Source organism: Mycolicibacterium chengduense (assembly GCF_033741155.1).
Taxonomy (GTDB): domain Bacteria; phylum Actinomycetota; class Actinomycetes; order Mycobacteriales; family Mycobacteriaceae; genus Mycobacterium.
Genome location: NZ_JAWQNH010000005.1, coordinates 616,196 through 630,869, shown reverse-complemented (window position 1 = coordinate 630,869; position 14,674 = coordinate 616,196). Strand labels below are relative to the sequence as shown.

Below are 14,674 nucleotides of genomic sequence, written 5' to 3'. Positions count from 1 at the left end.
ATCAAATGTCGATCGAAATGGCCGCCAGATCACTCGATGAGGACCTTTTGGCCCGCGAGTTGGGTAACTGGCGTACCTCCAGTGCCACCGGCCCCGCCTACGCGGGCCTGGCCGACGCCATCCGGCTGCTCATCGTGGACGGCCGGGTGCCGGTCGGCGCCCGGCTGCCCAGCGAACGCGCCCTGGCCGATGCCCTGCGGGTATCGCGGACCACGGTGACCGCGGCCTTCACCCAGCTCCGCGAAGACGGTTACCTGCAGGCCCGCCGCGGGGCGCGGTCCACCGCGGCGTTGCCGCCCCGCCCCGAGATGGCCGCCGAACCGAGCACCGGCGCCACCGTCAGCCTTGCCGCCGCCGCACTGTCGGCGCCGAGCGCTCCGGTCCTGGAGGCCTTCGCCGCGGCCACCCGCGATATCGCCCCGTATCTCAGCGAGCCCGGCCACGACCTGACCGGTGTGTGCGCCCTGCGCACCGCGGTGGCCCAGCGGTACTGCGACCGCGGACTGCCCACCGACCCCGGCCAGATCATGATCACCAGCGGCGCCCAGCACGCCATCGGGCTGATCCTGGCCGCGTTCACCGAGCCGGGCGACCGCGTGCTCGTCGAGCAGCCGACGTATCACGGAGCGCTGGCGGCCATTTCGACGGCGGGTACCCGTGCGGTGCCGGTTCCGCTCACCGACGACGGCTGGGAGCTCGATGCGGTGCACGCGGCGCTGCGGCAGCTGTCCCCCAGCCTGGCCTACCTGATCCCGGACAACCACAATCCGACCGGATTCACCATGGCACCGGATGATCGAAACCGGTTGGGGAACATCATCTCCGAAACCCGGACCCGCACGATCGTCGACGAGTCGATCATGGACATGTGGATCGACCAGGCGCCGCCGGCGCCGCTGGCCACCAGCGTGCCGCGGCACGACCTGGTGCTCACGATCGGGTCGATGTCCAAATCGTTCTGGGGCGGCCTGCGGGTCGGCTGGATCCGGGCCGAACGCAACACCCTGGCCACCATCGCGGCGATCCGGCCGTCGGTGGATCTGGGCACCCCGATCCTCGAACAGCTGACGGCGGCAAGGCTTATCGAGGAACGGGAGGCCGTCCTGGCCGAACGCCGGGCCCTGCTGCGCAGTCGCCGGGCCTACCTGCTGAACCTGCTGGAGCGCCGGCTACCCGACTGGCGCCCCGGCTCGGGCCCCAACGGGATGTCGCTGTGGGTCAAGTTGCCGGCCCCGATGAGCACGGCGTTGTCGGCTTCGGCCTCACGATTGGGCCTGGACCTGCCGGCCGGTCCGCGGTTCGGGGTGGACGGCACCCTGGAACGCTTCGTGCGGGTGCCCTATGCGCTGCCCGAGCCGCAACTCGACGAAGCGGTCGATCTGATGGCACGGGCCTGGGCGGCCATCACCGGTGCACCCGAACCGGAATCCCACGCGGTGGTGGTTTAGCCGCCTTGGCTCTGCTGCAGGGCGATGCACTTACCCACGTTCTCCGGGGTGCACGGGATGCCCGCGACCGACGACAATCCGCCGGGCGTGTTCTGCACCAGTGGCGGCGCGGCGTTGGGCGGTGGCACGACGGCGTTACCGCCGGTGCTGCTGCCTTGGCCGGCTCCGGCCACGCAGACGCCGGGGAAATGACTGGGTCGGGTACCCCACGGGCAGTCCGCCGAGGCCGGGGCGGCGAGCACGACCGCGCCGCCGGCGATCGCAGCCGCGCACGCACCCACCAGAACCGTCCGTCTCACCAACACCATGGCTCCACTGTAGAGGCCCGACCTGTGCGGGGCGCTGTTAGTCGGGGATATCGACCCGGCGCACGGTGCCGTCCACGGCGTCGGCGGCCTCGATCTCACCGCGGGTCACCCCGAGAATGAACAACACGGTGTCCAGGTACGGGTGGCTCAATGACGCGTCGGCGACCTCCCGCAGCGCCGGCTTGGCGTTGAACGCGACACCCAGTCCGGCCGCGGTGAGCATGTCGATATCGTTCGCGCCGTCCCCGACGGCGACCGTCTGCTCCATCGGCACACCGGCCTGCTGCGCGAAGTCGCGCAGCGCCTTGGCCTTGCCCGGCCGGTCGACGATCGGGCCGATCACCCGGCCGGTCAGCTTGCCGTCGACGATCTCCAGGTCGTTGGCGGCGACGTAGTCCAGCATCAGCTCGTGCGCCAGCGGCTCGATGACCTTGCGGAAGCCACCGGACACCACACCGCAGTGGTAGCCCAGCCGGCGCAGCGTGCGGATGGTTGTGCGGGCCCCCGGCGTCAGCTCCAGCTCCTCGGCCACCTCGTCGACCACGTCAGCGGGCAACCCGGCCAGCGTGGCGACCCGCTCACGCAGCGATTCCTCGAAATCCAGCTCGCCGCGCATCGCGGCCTCGGTGATGGCGGCGACCTTGTCCTCGGCGCCGGCCCGCGCGGCCAACATCTCGATGACCTCGCCCTGGATCAGGGTCGAGTCGACGTCGAACACGATGAGCCGCTTGGCCCGCCGGGACAGGCTGTAGTCCTCCAGCGCGATATCGATGCCCAGCTCGACGGCCACCCGGGCCATCGCCGCCTGCAACTGACCGTAGACGCCACCGGGTGGCACCGAGACGCGCAGCTCAAGCCCGGTCACCGGGTAATCGGACACCCCGCGGATGGTGTCGATGTTCACCCCGAGTGCGGCGGCTTCCCTGGCCACCACCCCGAACGCCTCGGCGGTGACGGGCCGGCCCAGCACGACGATGGTGTGGGTGGACGGCTCGCGCATCACCGGCAGGTCGGCGCTGCGTTCGATGGTCACGTCCAGGCCCACCCCGTGGATGGCCGCCCGGACGTCGTCACCGAACGCGACACCATCGGCCACCTCGGGCGACGCCGAGATCAGCACCCCGAGGGTGAGCCGACCCCGGACCACCACCTGTTCGACGTTGAGCAGCTCGACGTTGTGCCGGGAGAGCACCTCGAAGAGCGCCGATGTGACGCCAGGCTGGTCAAGTCCGGTGACGGTGATGAGTACCGACACCTTTGACGTAGGCACGCCGATCAGGGTCAGGTGCGGACGTGCTCGTCGTCGAGGCGCGTCACGTCGCCGTCACTCGGTCCGTGTGCGCGACCGATGTGCGCCTCGGCGCGCATCCGCTCGACCATGTGCGGGTAGTGCAGCTCGAACGCCGGCCGCTCGGAACGGATCCGGGGCAGCTCGGTGAAGTTGTGCCGCGGCGGCGGGCACGAGGTGGCCCACTCCAGCGAGTTGCCGTAACCCCACGGATCGTCCACCACGACCGGTTCGCCGTAGCGCCAGCTCTTGAACACGTTCCACACGAACGGCAGCGTCGAGATGCCCAGGATGAACGCACCGATCGTCGAGATGACGTTCAGCGTGGTGAACCCGTCGGTGGGCAGGTAGTCCGCGTAGCGGCGGGGCATGCCCTCGTCGCCGAGCCAGTGCTGCACCAGGAAGGTGGTGTGGAAACCGATGAAGGTCAACCAGAAGTGCAGCTTGGCCAGGCGCTCGTCGAGCAGGCGGCCGGTCATCTTCGGGAACCAGAAGTAGATGCCCGCGTAGGTGGCGAACACGATGGTGCCGAAGAGCACGTAGTGGAAGTGCGCGATGACGAAGTAGGAATCCGTCACGTGGAAGTCCAGCGGCGGGCTGGCCAGCAGCACACCCGACAGACCGCCGAGCAGGAAGGTGATCAGGAAGCCGACCGAGAACAGCATGGGCGACTCGAAGGTCAACTGCCCCTTCCACATGGTGCCGATCCAGTTGAAGAACTTGATACCCGTCGGGACGGCGATCAGGAACGTCATGAACGAGAAGAACGGCAGGAGAACGGCTCCCGTCGCGTACATGTGGTGCGCCCACACCGCCACCGACAGGGCGGCGATACCGAGCGTCGCGTAGATCAGGGTGGTGTAACCGAAGATGGGCTTGCGGCTGAACACCGGGAAGATCTCGGACACGATGCCGAAGAACGGCAGCGCGATGATGTACACCTCGGGGTGACCGAAGAACCAGAACAGGTGCTGCCACAACAGCACACCGCCGTTGGCGGGGTCATAGACGTGCGCGCCCAGATGCCGGTCGGCGGCCAGGCCGAACAGCGCCGCGGTCAGCAGCGGGAAGGCCAGCAGCACCAGGATCGAGGTCACCAGGATGTTCCAGGTGAAAATCGGCATCCGGAACATCGTCATACCGGGGGCACGCATGCAGACCACGGTGGTGATCATGTTCACGCCCCCGAGGATGGTGCCGAGACCACCGACGGCCAGACCCATGATCCACAGGTCACCACCGGCGCCGGGCGAGTGGATGGCGTCCGTCAGCGGCGAGTACGCGGTCCAGCCGAAGTCGGCGGCACCACCGGGGGTGATGAACCCGGCGATGGCGATCAGCGCGCCGAACAGGAACAACCAGAACGAGAAGGCGTTCAGCCGCGGGAACGCGACGTCGGGGGCACCGATCTGCAGCGGCAGCACCAGGTTGGCGAAGCCGAACACGATCGGGGTGGCGTAGAACAGCAGCATCACCGTGCCGTGCATGGTGAACAGCTGGTTGAACTGCTCGTTGGACAGGAACTGCAGCCCGGGCAACGCCAGCTCGGTGCGCATCAGCAGGGCCATCAGGCCGCCGACGAAGAAGAAGATGAAGCAGACGACGCAGTACATGATGCCGATCAACTTGTGATCGGTCGTCGTGATCAGCTTGTAGATCAGGTTGCCTTTAGGGCCCATTCGCTGCGGGAACGGACGCCGTGCCTCGAGTTCTCCGATTGGGGGCGCTTCGGCTACCAACAGATCCTCCATAAAAATCGACGGGTCATCCCGGCACTGTTCATTCGTGATCTTATCCCCCATCGCCGCCCGCGGCGGCGTGGGTCCTACAAACTGTCGTATTCGACCGCGACGAACTGATGTTACCGTCGGCGACGTGCTGTTTTCCTGTGCCCGCATCGCCCAGGTCGCCGCGAGCGGCGCGGCTGTCACGGCGCTCACCCTGACTGTGCTGACCGGATGCGGCACCGAGCAGGGCGCCACCCCCAACACGGCGCCCGGCGCGCCCATCACCAGCACCACCCGTATCGCCAGCGCGGGTGTGCTTGGCAACCAACGCCGGCCCGACGAGTCCTGCGCCCCTGCCCCGGCACCGGCCGATCCGGCCGCGCGGGTCGTGCGCAACGCGCCCGCCCCGGGGGTGCCGGCGAGCACCGAGGTGAGCGGCGATCCGCAGCGGATCGTGGCGCTCTCCGGCGACCAGCTCGACGCGTTGTGCGCGCTGGGCCTGCAGGGTCGGATCGTCGGGACCAGCCAGCCGGCACCGTCGTATCTGGGCGGTGTCGTCCACGGCGCTCCCGGCGTCGGCGATGCGGCCGCACCGGACCTCGACGCCATCGGGCGCGCCGCGCCCGATCTCATCCTCGGCTCGGCGGCGCTGACCCCGTCGGAGTTCGGCGCGCTGGCCCGGACCGCCCCGACGGTGTTCACCGGGGCACCGGGAGCGGGCTGGCAGGACACCCTGCGCACGGTCGCCGCGGCGGTCGGGCGCCAGGAGGCGGCGGACGGGCTACTCGACGGGTTCGCCCAGGACGCCCGCAAGACCGGCCAGCAGAATGACGCCACGCATTTCCAGGCATCGGTGGTGCAGTTCACGCCGAACACCGTGCGCGTCTATGGCGCCGACAACTTCCCGGCCAGCGTGCTGCGTGCGGTTGGGGTGGATCGCCCTGCGGCCCAACGCTTCACCGACAAGCCCTACCTCGAGCTGGCCCCCGACGGCGACCTGTCCGCCGCCGACGGCGATATCGTCTACCTGTCCTTCGACTCGCCGGCCGCCAAGGACCGGGCCGCGGCCGTGCTGGACAGCCCGGCCTGGCGCAAGTTGTCGGCCAACCGGGACAACCGGGTGTTCATCGTCAACAACGAGGTGTGGCAGACCGGCGGTGGTGTGGTGGCCGCCCGCGGCATCCTCGACGACCTGCGTTGGTTGAACGCCCCGATCAACTAGGCGGGCAAGGGCTTTCGGCCGAACTGGCCCAGCTCCAGCGAGCCGTCCGGCAGCTGCAGTTCGCCCGACTCGATGCGCCGGCGCAGGTAGGCGAACGTCTGCGCGGTCTGCGCGAAGAGGTGTTCCCCGGCCCGCAAGGTGGGCCGACTCTGGGCTCCCGGCGAGTCGAACTGCGGGAGTGGTTTGACCTCCGTGTGGTAGTCGACGTTGAAGAACAGCGGGAACGAGTACCGCTCCTCGGCGACCTTGCGCACCCGATGGCTGGTGGCGACGAAGGCGCCGTTGGTCCACAGTTCCAGCAGATCACCGATGTTGACGACGAAGGCGCCCGGCACCGGCGGGACGTCGATCCACTCACCTGCCCCGTTGAGCACCTCCAACCCTGGCGCCGTCGGCTTGAGCAGGGTGAAGCACTCGTAGTCGGTGTGGGCACCGATGCCGATGCTGTCCTTGGCATCCGGGTTGTAGGGATAGTGGATCAGCCGCAGCTGGCTGGGCGTCTTGGTGGCATGCCGGGCGAACACCTCCGGATCCTCACCGAGCGCGACGGCGAATGCCCACAGCAACCGCTGCCCCACCGCCAGCAGCGCCTGATAGTAGGCGGTCACCGCGTCGGCGAAGCCGGGCAGATCCGGCCAGGTGTTGGGCCCCAGCATCGGGTTGCCGGCCAGGTAGTCCGGGTCGTCGGCGGGTAGGTCCAGGGCGGTGTCGAACGCCTCCTTCAGATCCGGGACGGTGCCCTCCAGCCCTTCCTCACCGACCGGGACATAACCGCGGTGACACCGGGACAGGCCGATATAACTGCGCATCTTCTCGTCCACCGGCAGGGCGAAGAACTCCTCGACCGCGGCCAGCATGTCGTCGAACAACGACTCGTCGATGCCGGTGCCGCTGATGTAGAAGAACCCGACTTCTGCTGCCGCCCTGCCGATCTCGCCGGCCACCCGGTCCTGCTCGGCCCGCTCGGGTGAGTACAGTCCACTGATGTCGATGACGGGCACCGACGTGAATGACGTGACGCCACTCATAGATCCACGTTCCCTTCCGATCCCGTTACCGTCCAGCGCACACCGTTGGCCTGGATTTCGTTTCCGAACAAGCTGATTGCGAGCTCCCGGCGTTCGACGCCGGTGACCACCCTGGTGCCGTCAGCCCAGCCGAACAGCGCACCCGCGCGCACCAACAGCGCGGGGGCGCCGTCCGGACCGGACAGGAACAGCGCCCCGGTCGGGGCAGGGTCCACCGGATCGCGCACCCAGTGCTCGACGTAGTTCTCGTGCACCCCGGTCTCGACGAGCACCTCACCGTCCCAGTGCATCCGGCCGGCGTCCGGGAACGGTCCAGGGGGCTGCAGGTCCACGGCGCGATGCCAGGCGAACACGTCACCGTCCTGGTCCAGCCGCCCGGCGAAGCCGCGGGAGTCGACATAGGCGGTCGGGCCCTGCAGCCAGAGCACACCGGGAGTTACGTCGCGGGTGCCGTCAGCCTCGATCAGCAGGGTTCGTCGCCACAGGCCGGCGCAGTCGGTCATGGCGACCGCGGTCATGATCGCTCCCATCGGTGGCGTAGTGTCCGCAGGCCCTCCTCGGTCGGCACACCGAGGGCACGCACCCTGGCGATACCGCCGTCCGGGTAGGCCTGCACGCGCAGGGCCGCCACCGCCCGCGCGTCGACGGTGAACACCTGGCGCGCGTCGGGGATCAGCGGGGTGCGCGGCAACACCGGAATATCGAAAGCGACCAGCCCCCAGCCATGTTCGCGGTCCGGCCGACTACGGCTACCGAGCACCGACACTTCGGTGCTGGCGTTGAACACGAAATAGGAGGTGTCGATCTCGAGGCGACGCAGGTCGGCGGGTACGGCGAACGAGATGATCACCGCATCGTGGGTGTCGGGCCCGATATCGCGGCGCCGGCGGGTCTCCCAACCGTCGCCCATATTATGCGGCCGGTTCGGCGCGACGAGTGCGGCCGCGCTCGAATAGAAGCTGTCGCTGCACCATTCCATCCGACCGCCCTGTTCCAGCCCGGACACCTCGACGGTGACATCGGCCCACAGCGCCGGGTCCGGGATCACCTCGCCGTAAGCCCTCAGCCGGGCGACGCCGCCGTCGGACTGCAGCCGCAACCGCAGGTGGGTCCAGCGCCGGTGGTCCTGCACGCCCAGCAGATTGTGCGAATCCGCTTTCAACACAGTGGTTTGCACCACCGTCGTCCAGGTGATAGCGGATGCGGTGGGGTCCTGGGTGCGGTCCAGTGTGCAGGCGTCGACGGCACAGGCGGTGGGGTGGTTACCGGAGAAGAACCGCGTGTCCACGTCGACGGTGCGCAACCGGCCGGGTGCACCCAGCCGGATGATGGCCCAGTCGCCGTCCGGGCCGGCGTGCCGCCGGGTCTCCCAGCCGTCGACCACCTCGCCGCGCAGATCGTAGGTGCCGGGCACGAATGCCGGCTCGGACGGGTCGACGAGCCGTTCCTTGAAGCCGAAGGATTCGTCACTGGCGGCCACCACGGCGCCGCCGACGGTGCGGGAGGCGAGATCGACGTCGGTCATAGGCCCAGGCTTTGAGAGAGCGGCCAGTGGCTGCGCGGGTTATCCGGTCCGGGCGCGTACACCCCGGCCTTACTGGTGGACAGCCCCAGCCCGACGACGGCCTGCGCCAGGGCCACCGCAGCCGCCACACCGTCGACGGCGGGCACTCCGAGTTTCGCCGAGATGGCCGCGGTCACCCCGGCCATGCCGGCACAGCCCAGGCAGATCACGTCGGCGCCGTCCTCGCTGATCGCACGGGCCGCCTCGGCGACGATGGCCTGCACGGCGCCCGCCGGGTCGGCGTCCACCTCGGCGGTGCCCAACCCGCAGGAGCGCACCGAGGCGCAGTGGGCGTTCAGGCCGGCCAACAGCAGTCTGTCCTGGATCGGCGCGATGGACCGGGCCAGGGTGGTGATCACCGAGAATCGTCGGCCGATCAGGTGCGCCACATGCGCGGCGCATTCGGCGATGTCGAAGACCGGGACGCTCAGCATCTCGGCCAGCGCGTCGCGGCCATGCTCGCCGAACCCGGCCAGCACGACGGCATCGAAGTCGAAGGCGTCCGCCTGCGCCAGCCGGGCGACGACATCCATCACCCCGACTGCGGACAGGTAGCTCTCGGCAGCGGAATCGATGGCCTCGGCACCGAAATAGGGTGACCGGCAGACGATGTCGACATCGGGACGGGCGGCGGCGCGCGCGGCCGCCGCGATCTCGGCGGTCATGGCCGCCGAGGTGTTCGGGTTGAGCACCAGGATTCTCATACCGGCTCCCCTATCCTGGACAGGGCCGGCACACCGGCCACCCAGGTCTGTAACACCGCGCCGCGCAGGCTCATCCCGTCATACGGGCTCACCGGGTGCCGGTGCCACAGTTCGGCGGCGCGCACCGTCTCCTGCGCGTCGGGGTCGAAGGCGCACAAGTCGGCGCGCAACCCCACCGCGATCCGGCCGCGGTCGGCGTATCCGGCCAGTGCGGCCGGACCTTCGGACATCCACTGGCACAGCTCGGGCAGACCGAATCCGCGCCGGCCGGCCTGTGTCCACACCGCCCGGGGGCCGAGCTGCAACGAGCTGATGCCGCCGAATGCCCGTCCGAAGTCTCCGGCGGCCTTGTCCCGCGGGGTGCAGGGCGAATGATCGGACACCACCGAGTCCAATGTGCCGTCGGCCAGTGCCGCCCACAGTGCTTCGCGGTTGGCGCCGTCCCGGATGGGTGGGCACACGGCGAACTCGGTGCCACCGTCGGGAATGGCTTCGGCGCCGAACGTCAGGTAATGCGGGCAGGTTTCGGCGGTGACGGCCAGACCTTCGGCCTTGGCCGCAGCCAGCACGGGCACCGCGGTGGCACTGGAGACGTGCACGATGTGTGCCCGGGCTCCGGTCGCCCGCGCGGTGTCGACCACCAGGCTCACCGCGTCCTGTTCGGCGGCGTCGGGGCGCGAGGCCAGAAACGACCGGTAGTCACGTCCGTTCGGGCGGGGACTGACGTCCACGACGGCATGACTTTCGGCGTGTACCAGCAGCACCGAATCCAGTTCGGCGATGCGGCCCATGGCGTCCCGGAATTCGGCGGGGGTCAGGCGCGGAAAGTCCGGGTTGCCCGAATCGGCCAGGAAGCATTTGAAGCCGCGGACTCCGGCCTGGGCCAGTGCGGCCAACTCGTCGAGATTACCAGGGACCACACCACCCCAGTAGCCGACATCGACGTGACAGCGGCCCTCTGCCGCAGTTCTTTTCACCTCTAACGCTGCCACGCTGGTGGTCACGGGCCGACAGTCCAGCGGCATGTCGACCAGCGTGGTGATGCCGGCCGCGGCAGCGGCCGCGGTGGCAGTGTCGAACCCCTCCCAGTCGGTGCCGGGATCGTCGACGTGGACGTGGGTGTCCACGAATCCGGGTAAGACGACCGCCCGCTCGGACAACCGGATGTCCTGTGCCGTCGGGTGACTCGCGTCGACGGGGCCGACGGAGGTGATCACACCGCCGGTGATCCCGACCGACGCCGGGATCAGGTGTCCGTCGACGAGCACCCGATCGGCACGCAGGACACAATCCATCACGATTCGACCGGCCCGAACCTGTCGTGGAAATGCTGGGTCAGCTCCGGCCAGACATGCGGATCGTGCCCGGGTATCAGCTGGTACCCCTTCTCCGCGGCCAGGCGTTTGAGTCTGCGGATGGGTTCGACGGTGTCCTGCGGGTCGACGTCGATGAACCCGCCGATGGGCAGCTCGTGCTCGATGTTCTCGGTGAGGTCGGCGGCATCGAAGGCGAAGACGAATCCATCGCCACCCACCGATTCGTCGAGCTCCACCACGAAACTCTGATGCCCCGGCGTGTGCCCGTAGGTGGGCACCGCGCTGATCCCCGGCGCGATCTCGGCTTCCCCGTCGGCCAGGCGCCACTCGATGTTGGGGTCGTCGAAGTCCACCCGCACAATCGCATTGCGTTCGGGCTCAGGGTGATTCGACAGGCCGTACTCGAGTTCGCGACGCTGGGCGTGTACCGGGACCTTGCCGGCGAACAGTTTGAGTCCGCCGGCGTGGTCATGGTGCAGGTGGCTGACGGCGACGGTGTGGATGGCATCGAAATCCACCCCGACCTCGGCGAGCCGCTGCTCGATCGGCTCGCCGGGGCCGGGCAGCACCGGGCGGTACTCGACGGTCGGGAAGAACCGCCGGTACAGCGCCGGGTCCCGCACCAGGGCGGTGTTGAATCCGGTGTCCAGCAGCACCCAGCCGCCGTCGGTCTGCAGCAGCACACCGGGAACGGGTTCACGCATCCGCTCCTCGGGTGGTGCGCCGTACACCGATACCGATTTCGGCAATTCCTCCCAGCCCAGGGTCAGCAGGATGATCCGGCGCACCCCGCTCTTGCGGACCAGCGTCGCCATCAGCCCACCGACAGTGCGGCCAGCCGCAGCGTGTTGGGATCGGTCACCACGTGCGCCTGCTCGACGCCCTTGAGCCACGGCTGCGCCACCATGAAGTCGTTGACGTTCGCGACGTTCAGCCAGCAACCGGTCTTGACGGCTTCCTCACCGGCTGTGGAGAAGTCTGCCTCCGAGCCGTTCGGCAGCCCCTTGGCCAGCGCATCCTTGATCGCCGGCGACGAGCATCCGAAGAAGTTCAGTCCGCCGTCGGCGTCCCAGGAAATATGGCCCCAGGTGTAGGGCGACGGGGCGTCCGGCCAGCCGAGGTAGGTCATGATCTCCGGTGCCGCCTGTGCGTCGCTACCGATCCAGCCGTAGATCTCCGACGTGGGGTAGGCCTGCACCTTGGCATTCAAACCTGCTGCGGCCAACTGGGTCTGGATCAGGTTGCTGATCAGCTGGTTGTCCGGGTTGGACGAGTCGTAGCCGATGGTGACCGACTTCTGGTCGGCGGCGAGACTGCCGGCGATACCGGTCAGCACGGACGGATCATGGGTCACCGACTGCTTACCGAACTCGGGGGCCATCATGTTCGCCGGGTAGATCTGCTCGGCCTTCTTGCCGCGGCCGAAGTAGGTCTGCTTCACCAGTTCGTCGACATCGATGGCCTGCATCACCGCGTTGCGATTCTTGACGTCGGTCATCATGCCCTTCTTGGGATTGATGTAGACGAAGTTCGACATCATCGTCGGCAGCGAGTAATTCGCGAACGACTTGTTGTCCAGGTACGACTGCACCGCCGAGGACGGCAGGTCGTGCAGGATCGCCGCCAACTGCCCGTTGTTGAACTGCAGTTGCTGGGCCGATACGTCGGTGATCACCGGCAGTTCGACCTTCTCGAAGTACGGCTTCGCGCCCCAGTAGTCGCCGAAGGCGGTCAGCTCGTATTTCGAGCCGACCTCCGCGGCCGTCAACGTGTACGGGCCGGTACCCAGGTCGTGATTGGTGAGGTAGCCCTGGGCGTTGTCGGTGCCGCCGTTCTTCTTCAGCCCCTCGGGGCTGAGCATCCGCGGCCCGTACGGGCAGGCCAGGTAGTCCAAGAACGCCGAGTTGGGTGCCTTGAGCGTGACGGTGACGCCGTAATCGCCTTGCGTGGTCACCGAATCGATATCGGAGACCATGTAGGCAGGCCCCTGGTTGACCGCCGCCCGCCGGTCGAAGGAGGCCTTGACCGCAGCCGACGTGAACGGCGTTCCGTCGTGGAACTTCACACCCTGGCGCAGCTTGAAGGTGAAGACCTTGTTGTCCGGTGAGGCCGTCCACTCGGTGGCCAGCAGCGGTTGCAGTTCGGCCTTGTCGGTGCCGCCCTTGTACTGCAGCAGACCCTCATAGGTGTTGGTGGTCAGCAGCAGGCCTTGGCCGGCGTAGTAGATGTCGGGGTCCGGCGGCTGGCCCGGGTCCTGCAGGAACGACAGGTGCAGCACCTTGTCGGTGGGGGCGGCGTTGGGTGTGCTGCTGCCACCGGAATTCGACCCGCCGCAGGCGGTCAGGGTCAGGGCCGCCGTCGCGCCGATCGCGACAAGCATGCTGAGTTTCTTCATCGGGCGGCTCCTTCGAGGGCGGGGGTGGTCAGGGAGGCGTCGGAGCCGCTCTGGCGGCGACGTCCGGAGAACGCGTCGAGGATCTCCTCGGTGGTGCGCATGGCGCCGGTCTGCAGGTATTCCATGGCGTCCAGCGCTGCGTCGTGGCGGTACTGCGAGGACCCGCCGACGCAGTCGGTGACGACGCGGACGTAGAAATCGCGCTGGTGGGCGTCGGCGAACGTGTAGTGCACGCAGACGTCGGTGAGTCCGCCGATCAGGATCAGTGTGTCGGCCTTCAACCCCGACAGCACGATCTCGAATTCGGTTCCGATGAAACCGGAGTAGCGCCGCTTGACGATGTGGAATTCGGGACTGGGTCCGTCGAAGTCGGGCAGCAACTCCGGGTGCAGCGGCGTACCGGGCCGGCCCTCGATGCAGTGCGGCCCCTCGACTCCGTCGAGTTCCCGGCCGAAGTCGACGCCGCTGGCGCGGTGCACTTCCTGGAAGAACACGATCGGGATGGTCGCGGCCCGGGCGGCGGCGATCAGTTGGCGTGCGTTGGCGATCCGGTCGGCGTATCCGGCCATGTGCGGAATGCCCACTTCTTCGACCGGCATGTCGCCGGACTCCTGCATGTCGACCACGACAAGCACGGGATTGCCCACGATGAGCGGCTGTTTCGGCACCTAACCTCCTGTTACGGCGATACGGGGATCTGCGGCGGCCTGGAGTAGGTCCACGGCCGTGTTGATGACGACGTAGAGGGCCCCGAGCATCAGCGTGACGCCGGCGATGGCCGGGAAGTCCGCGACGGGGATGCTCTGAGCGATGTACTGCCCGATCCCGGGCCAGCCGAACACCTGCTCGACCACGAGGACGCCCGAGAACATCAGCCCCACTTGCAGTCCCGTCATCGACAGAGCCGCGCCGACGGAGTTCCGCAGCACGTGTCGGGCCATGATGCGGGTCTCGGACAGCCCCTTGGCCCGGGCGGTGCGGGCGTAGTCGCTGTCGATATCGGCCAGCAGGCTGCTGCGCAGCACCCGCCCGATCGCGACGGCCGGGCCGATCGCGATCACCAACGCGGGCAGGATCAGATGGTGCACGGCGTCGGCCACCACGTCGAAGCGGGCGTGCAGCAGTCCGTCGACGGTAAGCAGGCCGGTGGGCCCGTCGGGCGGATTCGCCACGGCCAGGCGGCCGTTGGCCGGCACCCAGCCCAGGGTCTGATAGAAGACGATCAGCCCCACGATGCCCAGCAAGAACATCGGCGCCGACGACCCGGTGAACAACACGGCCCGCAACACCCCCGCGCCGCGCCAGTTCAGCGTGGTGCTGAAAGCCAGCAGCACAGCGAGCACGATCGCGATCAGCAGCCCGCACAGTGCCAATTCCAGCGTGGCCGGGAAGAACGAAGACAGATCGGACAGCACCGCATGCCGGGTCCGGTAGGAGGTGCCCAGATCGCCGGTGACCGCCCCGGTCAGGTAATGCCAGAACTGCACCAGCACAGGGTCGTTCAGACCGAGTGCTTCACGGCGGGCGGCGACGGCCTGAGCCGAGGCCTGAGCGCCCAACTGCGCCTTGACCGGGTCCAGCGGTGAGATGTTCTGCAGGACGAACAACACCGCGGTCAACGCCACCAGGATGGCGACCATTGCTCCCAGCCGGGAGGCTATGAAGGTTTTCATG

At 68.2% G+C, this 14,674-nt stretch carries 14 protein-coding genes; 2 read left to right on the top strand and 12 right to left on the bottom strand.

What is annotated here, in order from left to right; all coding sequences use genetic code 11:
- Positions 1-5 precede the first annotated feature (5 nt).
- Positions 6-1,448, top strand: coding sequence for a MocR-like transcription factor YczR (yczR, locus tag SBI67_RS21420; RefSeq protein WP_318982483.1), 1,443 nt, complete (start codon positions 6-8; stop codon positions 1,446-1,448).
- Here yczR and SBI67_RS21415 read toward each other — a convergent pair.
- Genes SBI67_RS21415 through ctaD form a run of 3 tightly spaced genes read right to left on the bottom strand, consistent with a single transcriptional unit; the run spans position 1,445 to position 4,783 of the window.
- Positions 1,445-1,756 (bottom strand): hypothetical protein, encoded by a 312-nt coding sequence (locus SBI67_RS21415; RefSeq protein WP_266047029.1) that lies wholly within the window; start codon positions 1,754-1,756, stop codon positions 1,445-1,447. The genes yczR and SBI67_RS21415 overlap by 4 nt on opposite strands.
- A 37-nt stretch (positions 1,757-1,793) precedes the next feature.
- Positions 1,794-3,032, bottom strand: coding sequence for a phosphoserine phosphatase SerB (gene serB / locus SBI67_RS21410; RefSeq protein WP_413232545.1), 1,239 nt, complete (start codon positions 3,030-3,032; stop codon positions 1,794-1,796).
- Between the two features lie 5 nt (positions 3,033-3,037).
- Positions 3,038-4,783: an aa3-type cytochrome oxidase subunit I gene (ctaD, locus tag SBI67_RS21405; RefSeq protein WP_266047027.1), complete on the bottom strand. Its 1,746-nt coding sequence runs from the start codon at positions 4,781-4,783 to the stop codon at positions 3,038-3,040.
- 136 nt (positions 4,784-4,919) lie between these two features.
- Here ctaD and SBI67_RS21400 point away from each other — a divergent pair, with 136 nt between their 5' ends.
- Positions 4,920-5,993 carry an iron-siderophore ABC transporter substrate-binding protein gene (locus SBI67_RS21400; RefSeq protein WP_318982481.1) on the top strand — a complete coding sequence of 358 codons (1,074 nt, stop codon included), beginning with the start codon at positions 4,920-4,922 and terminating at the stop codon, positions 5,991-5,993.
- On the opposite strand, the gene SBI67_RS21395 is transcribed toward SBI67_RS21400, so the two are convergent.
- From SBI67_RS21395 to SBI67_RS21355, 9 genes are read right to left on the bottom strand one after another with little or no spacing between them, the layout of a single operon-like run.
- Positions 5,990-7,021 carry an isopenicillin N synthase family dioxygenase gene (locus tag SBI67_RS21395; protein ID WP_318982480.1) on the bottom strand — a complete coding sequence of 344 codons (1,032 nt, stop codon included), beginning with the start codon at positions 7,019-7,021 and terminating at the stop codon, positions 5,990-5,992. The genes SBI67_RS21400 and SBI67_RS21395 overlap by 4 nt on opposite strands.
- Positions 7,018-7,539: a hypothetical protein gene (locus SBI67_RS21390; RefSeq protein ID WP_318982479.1), complete on the bottom strand. Its 522-nt coding sequence runs from the start codon at positions 7,537-7,539 to the stop codon at positions 7,018-7,020. Before SBI67_RS21390 ends, SBI67_RS21395 begins: the two co-directional genes overlap by 4 nt.
- Complete coding sequence (gene alc / locus SBI67_RS21385) at positions 7,536-8,546, bottom strand: allantoicase (protein WP_318982478.1); 1,011 nt, start codon at positions 8,544-8,546, stop codon at positions 7,536-7,538. Before alc ends, SBI67_RS21390 begins: the two co-directional genes overlap by 4 nt.
- Positions 8,543-9,289 carry an aspartate/glutamate racemase family protein gene (locus SBI67_RS21380; protein WP_318982477.1) on the bottom strand — a complete coding sequence of 249 codons (747 nt, stop codon included), beginning with the start codon at positions 9,287-9,289 and terminating at the stop codon, positions 8,543-8,545. Before SBI67_RS21380 ends, alc begins: the two co-directional genes overlap by 4 nt.
- Positions 9,286-10,584: an allantoinase AllB gene (gene allB, locus SBI67_RS21375; protein ID WP_318982603.1), complete on the bottom strand. Its 1,299-nt coding sequence runs from the start codon at positions 10,582-10,584 to the stop codon at positions 9,286-9,288. Before allB ends, SBI67_RS21380 begins: the two co-directional genes overlap by 4 nt.
- Positions 10,584-11,420, bottom strand: coding sequence for an N-acyl homoserine lactonase family protein (locus SBI67_RS21370; RefSeq protein WP_318982476.1), 837 nt, complete (start codon positions 11,418-11,420; stop codon positions 10,584-10,586). Before SBI67_RS21370 ends, allB begins: the two co-directional genes overlap by 1 nt.
- Positions 11,420-13,000, bottom strand: coding sequence for an ABC transporter substrate-binding protein (locus SBI67_RS21365; protein WP_318982475.1), 1,581 nt, complete (start codon positions 12,998-13,000; stop codon positions 11,420-11,422). The genes SBI67_RS21370 and SBI67_RS21365 overlap by 1 nt, the downstream gene beginning before the upstream one ends.
- Positions 12,997-13,668 carry a cysteine hydrolase family protein gene (locus SBI67_RS21360; protein ID WP_318982474.1) on the bottom strand — a complete coding sequence of 224 codons (672 nt, stop codon included), beginning with the start codon at positions 13,666-13,668 and terminating at the stop codon, positions 12,997-12,999. Before SBI67_RS21360 ends, SBI67_RS21365 begins: the two co-directional genes overlap by 4 nt.
- Positions 13,669-14,673, bottom strand: coding sequence for an ABC transporter permease (locus SBI67_RS21355; RefSeq protein WP_318982473.1), 1,005 nt, complete (start codon positions 14,671-14,673; stop codon positions 13,669-13,671).
- Between the last annotated feature and the right edge of the window lies 1 nt (position 14,674).

Excerpts from the sequence above, each read along its gene's own strand:
- yczR (WP_318982483.1), top strand. The coding sequence starts at position 6 with ATGTCGATCGAAATGGCCGCCAGATCACTCGATGAGGACCTTTTGGCC.
- SBI67_RS21415 (WP_266047029.1), bottom strand. The coding sequence starts at position 1,756 with ATGGTGTTGGTGAGACGGACGGTTCTGGTGGGTGCGTGCGCGGCTGCG.
- SBI67_RS21395 (WP_318982480.1), bottom strand. The coding sequence starts at position 7,021 with ATGAGTGGCGTCACGTCATTCACGTCGGTGCCCGTCATCGACATCAGT.
- SBI67_RS21390 (WP_318982479.1), bottom strand. The coding sequence starts at position 7,539 with ATGACCGCGGTCGCCATGACCGACTGCGCCGGCCTGTGGCGACGAACC.
- alc (WP_318982478.1), bottom strand. The coding sequence starts at position 8,546 with ATGACCGACGTCGATCTCGCCTCCCGCACCGTCGGCGGCGCCGTGGTG.
- SBI67_RS21380 (WP_318982477.1), bottom strand. The coding sequence starts at position 9,289 with ATGAGAATCCTGGTGCTCAACCCGAACACCTCGGCGGCCATGACCGCC.
- allB (WP_318982603.1), bottom strand. The coding sequence starts at position 10,584 with ATGGATTGTGTCCTGCGTGCCGATCGGGTGCTCGTCGACGGACACCTG.
- SBI67_RS21370 (WP_318982476.1), bottom strand. The coding sequence starts at position 11,420 with ATGGCGACGCTGGTCCGCAAGAGCGGGGTGCGCCGGATCATCCTGCTG.
- SBI67_RS21365 (WP_318982475.1), bottom strand. The coding sequence starts at position 13,000 with ATGAAGAAACTCAGCATGCTTGTCGCGATCGGCGCGACGGCGGCCCTG.
- SBI67_RS21355 (WP_318982473.1), bottom strand. The coding sequence starts at position 14,673 with ATGAAAACCTTCATAGCCTCCCGGCTGGGAGCAATGGTCGCCATCCTG.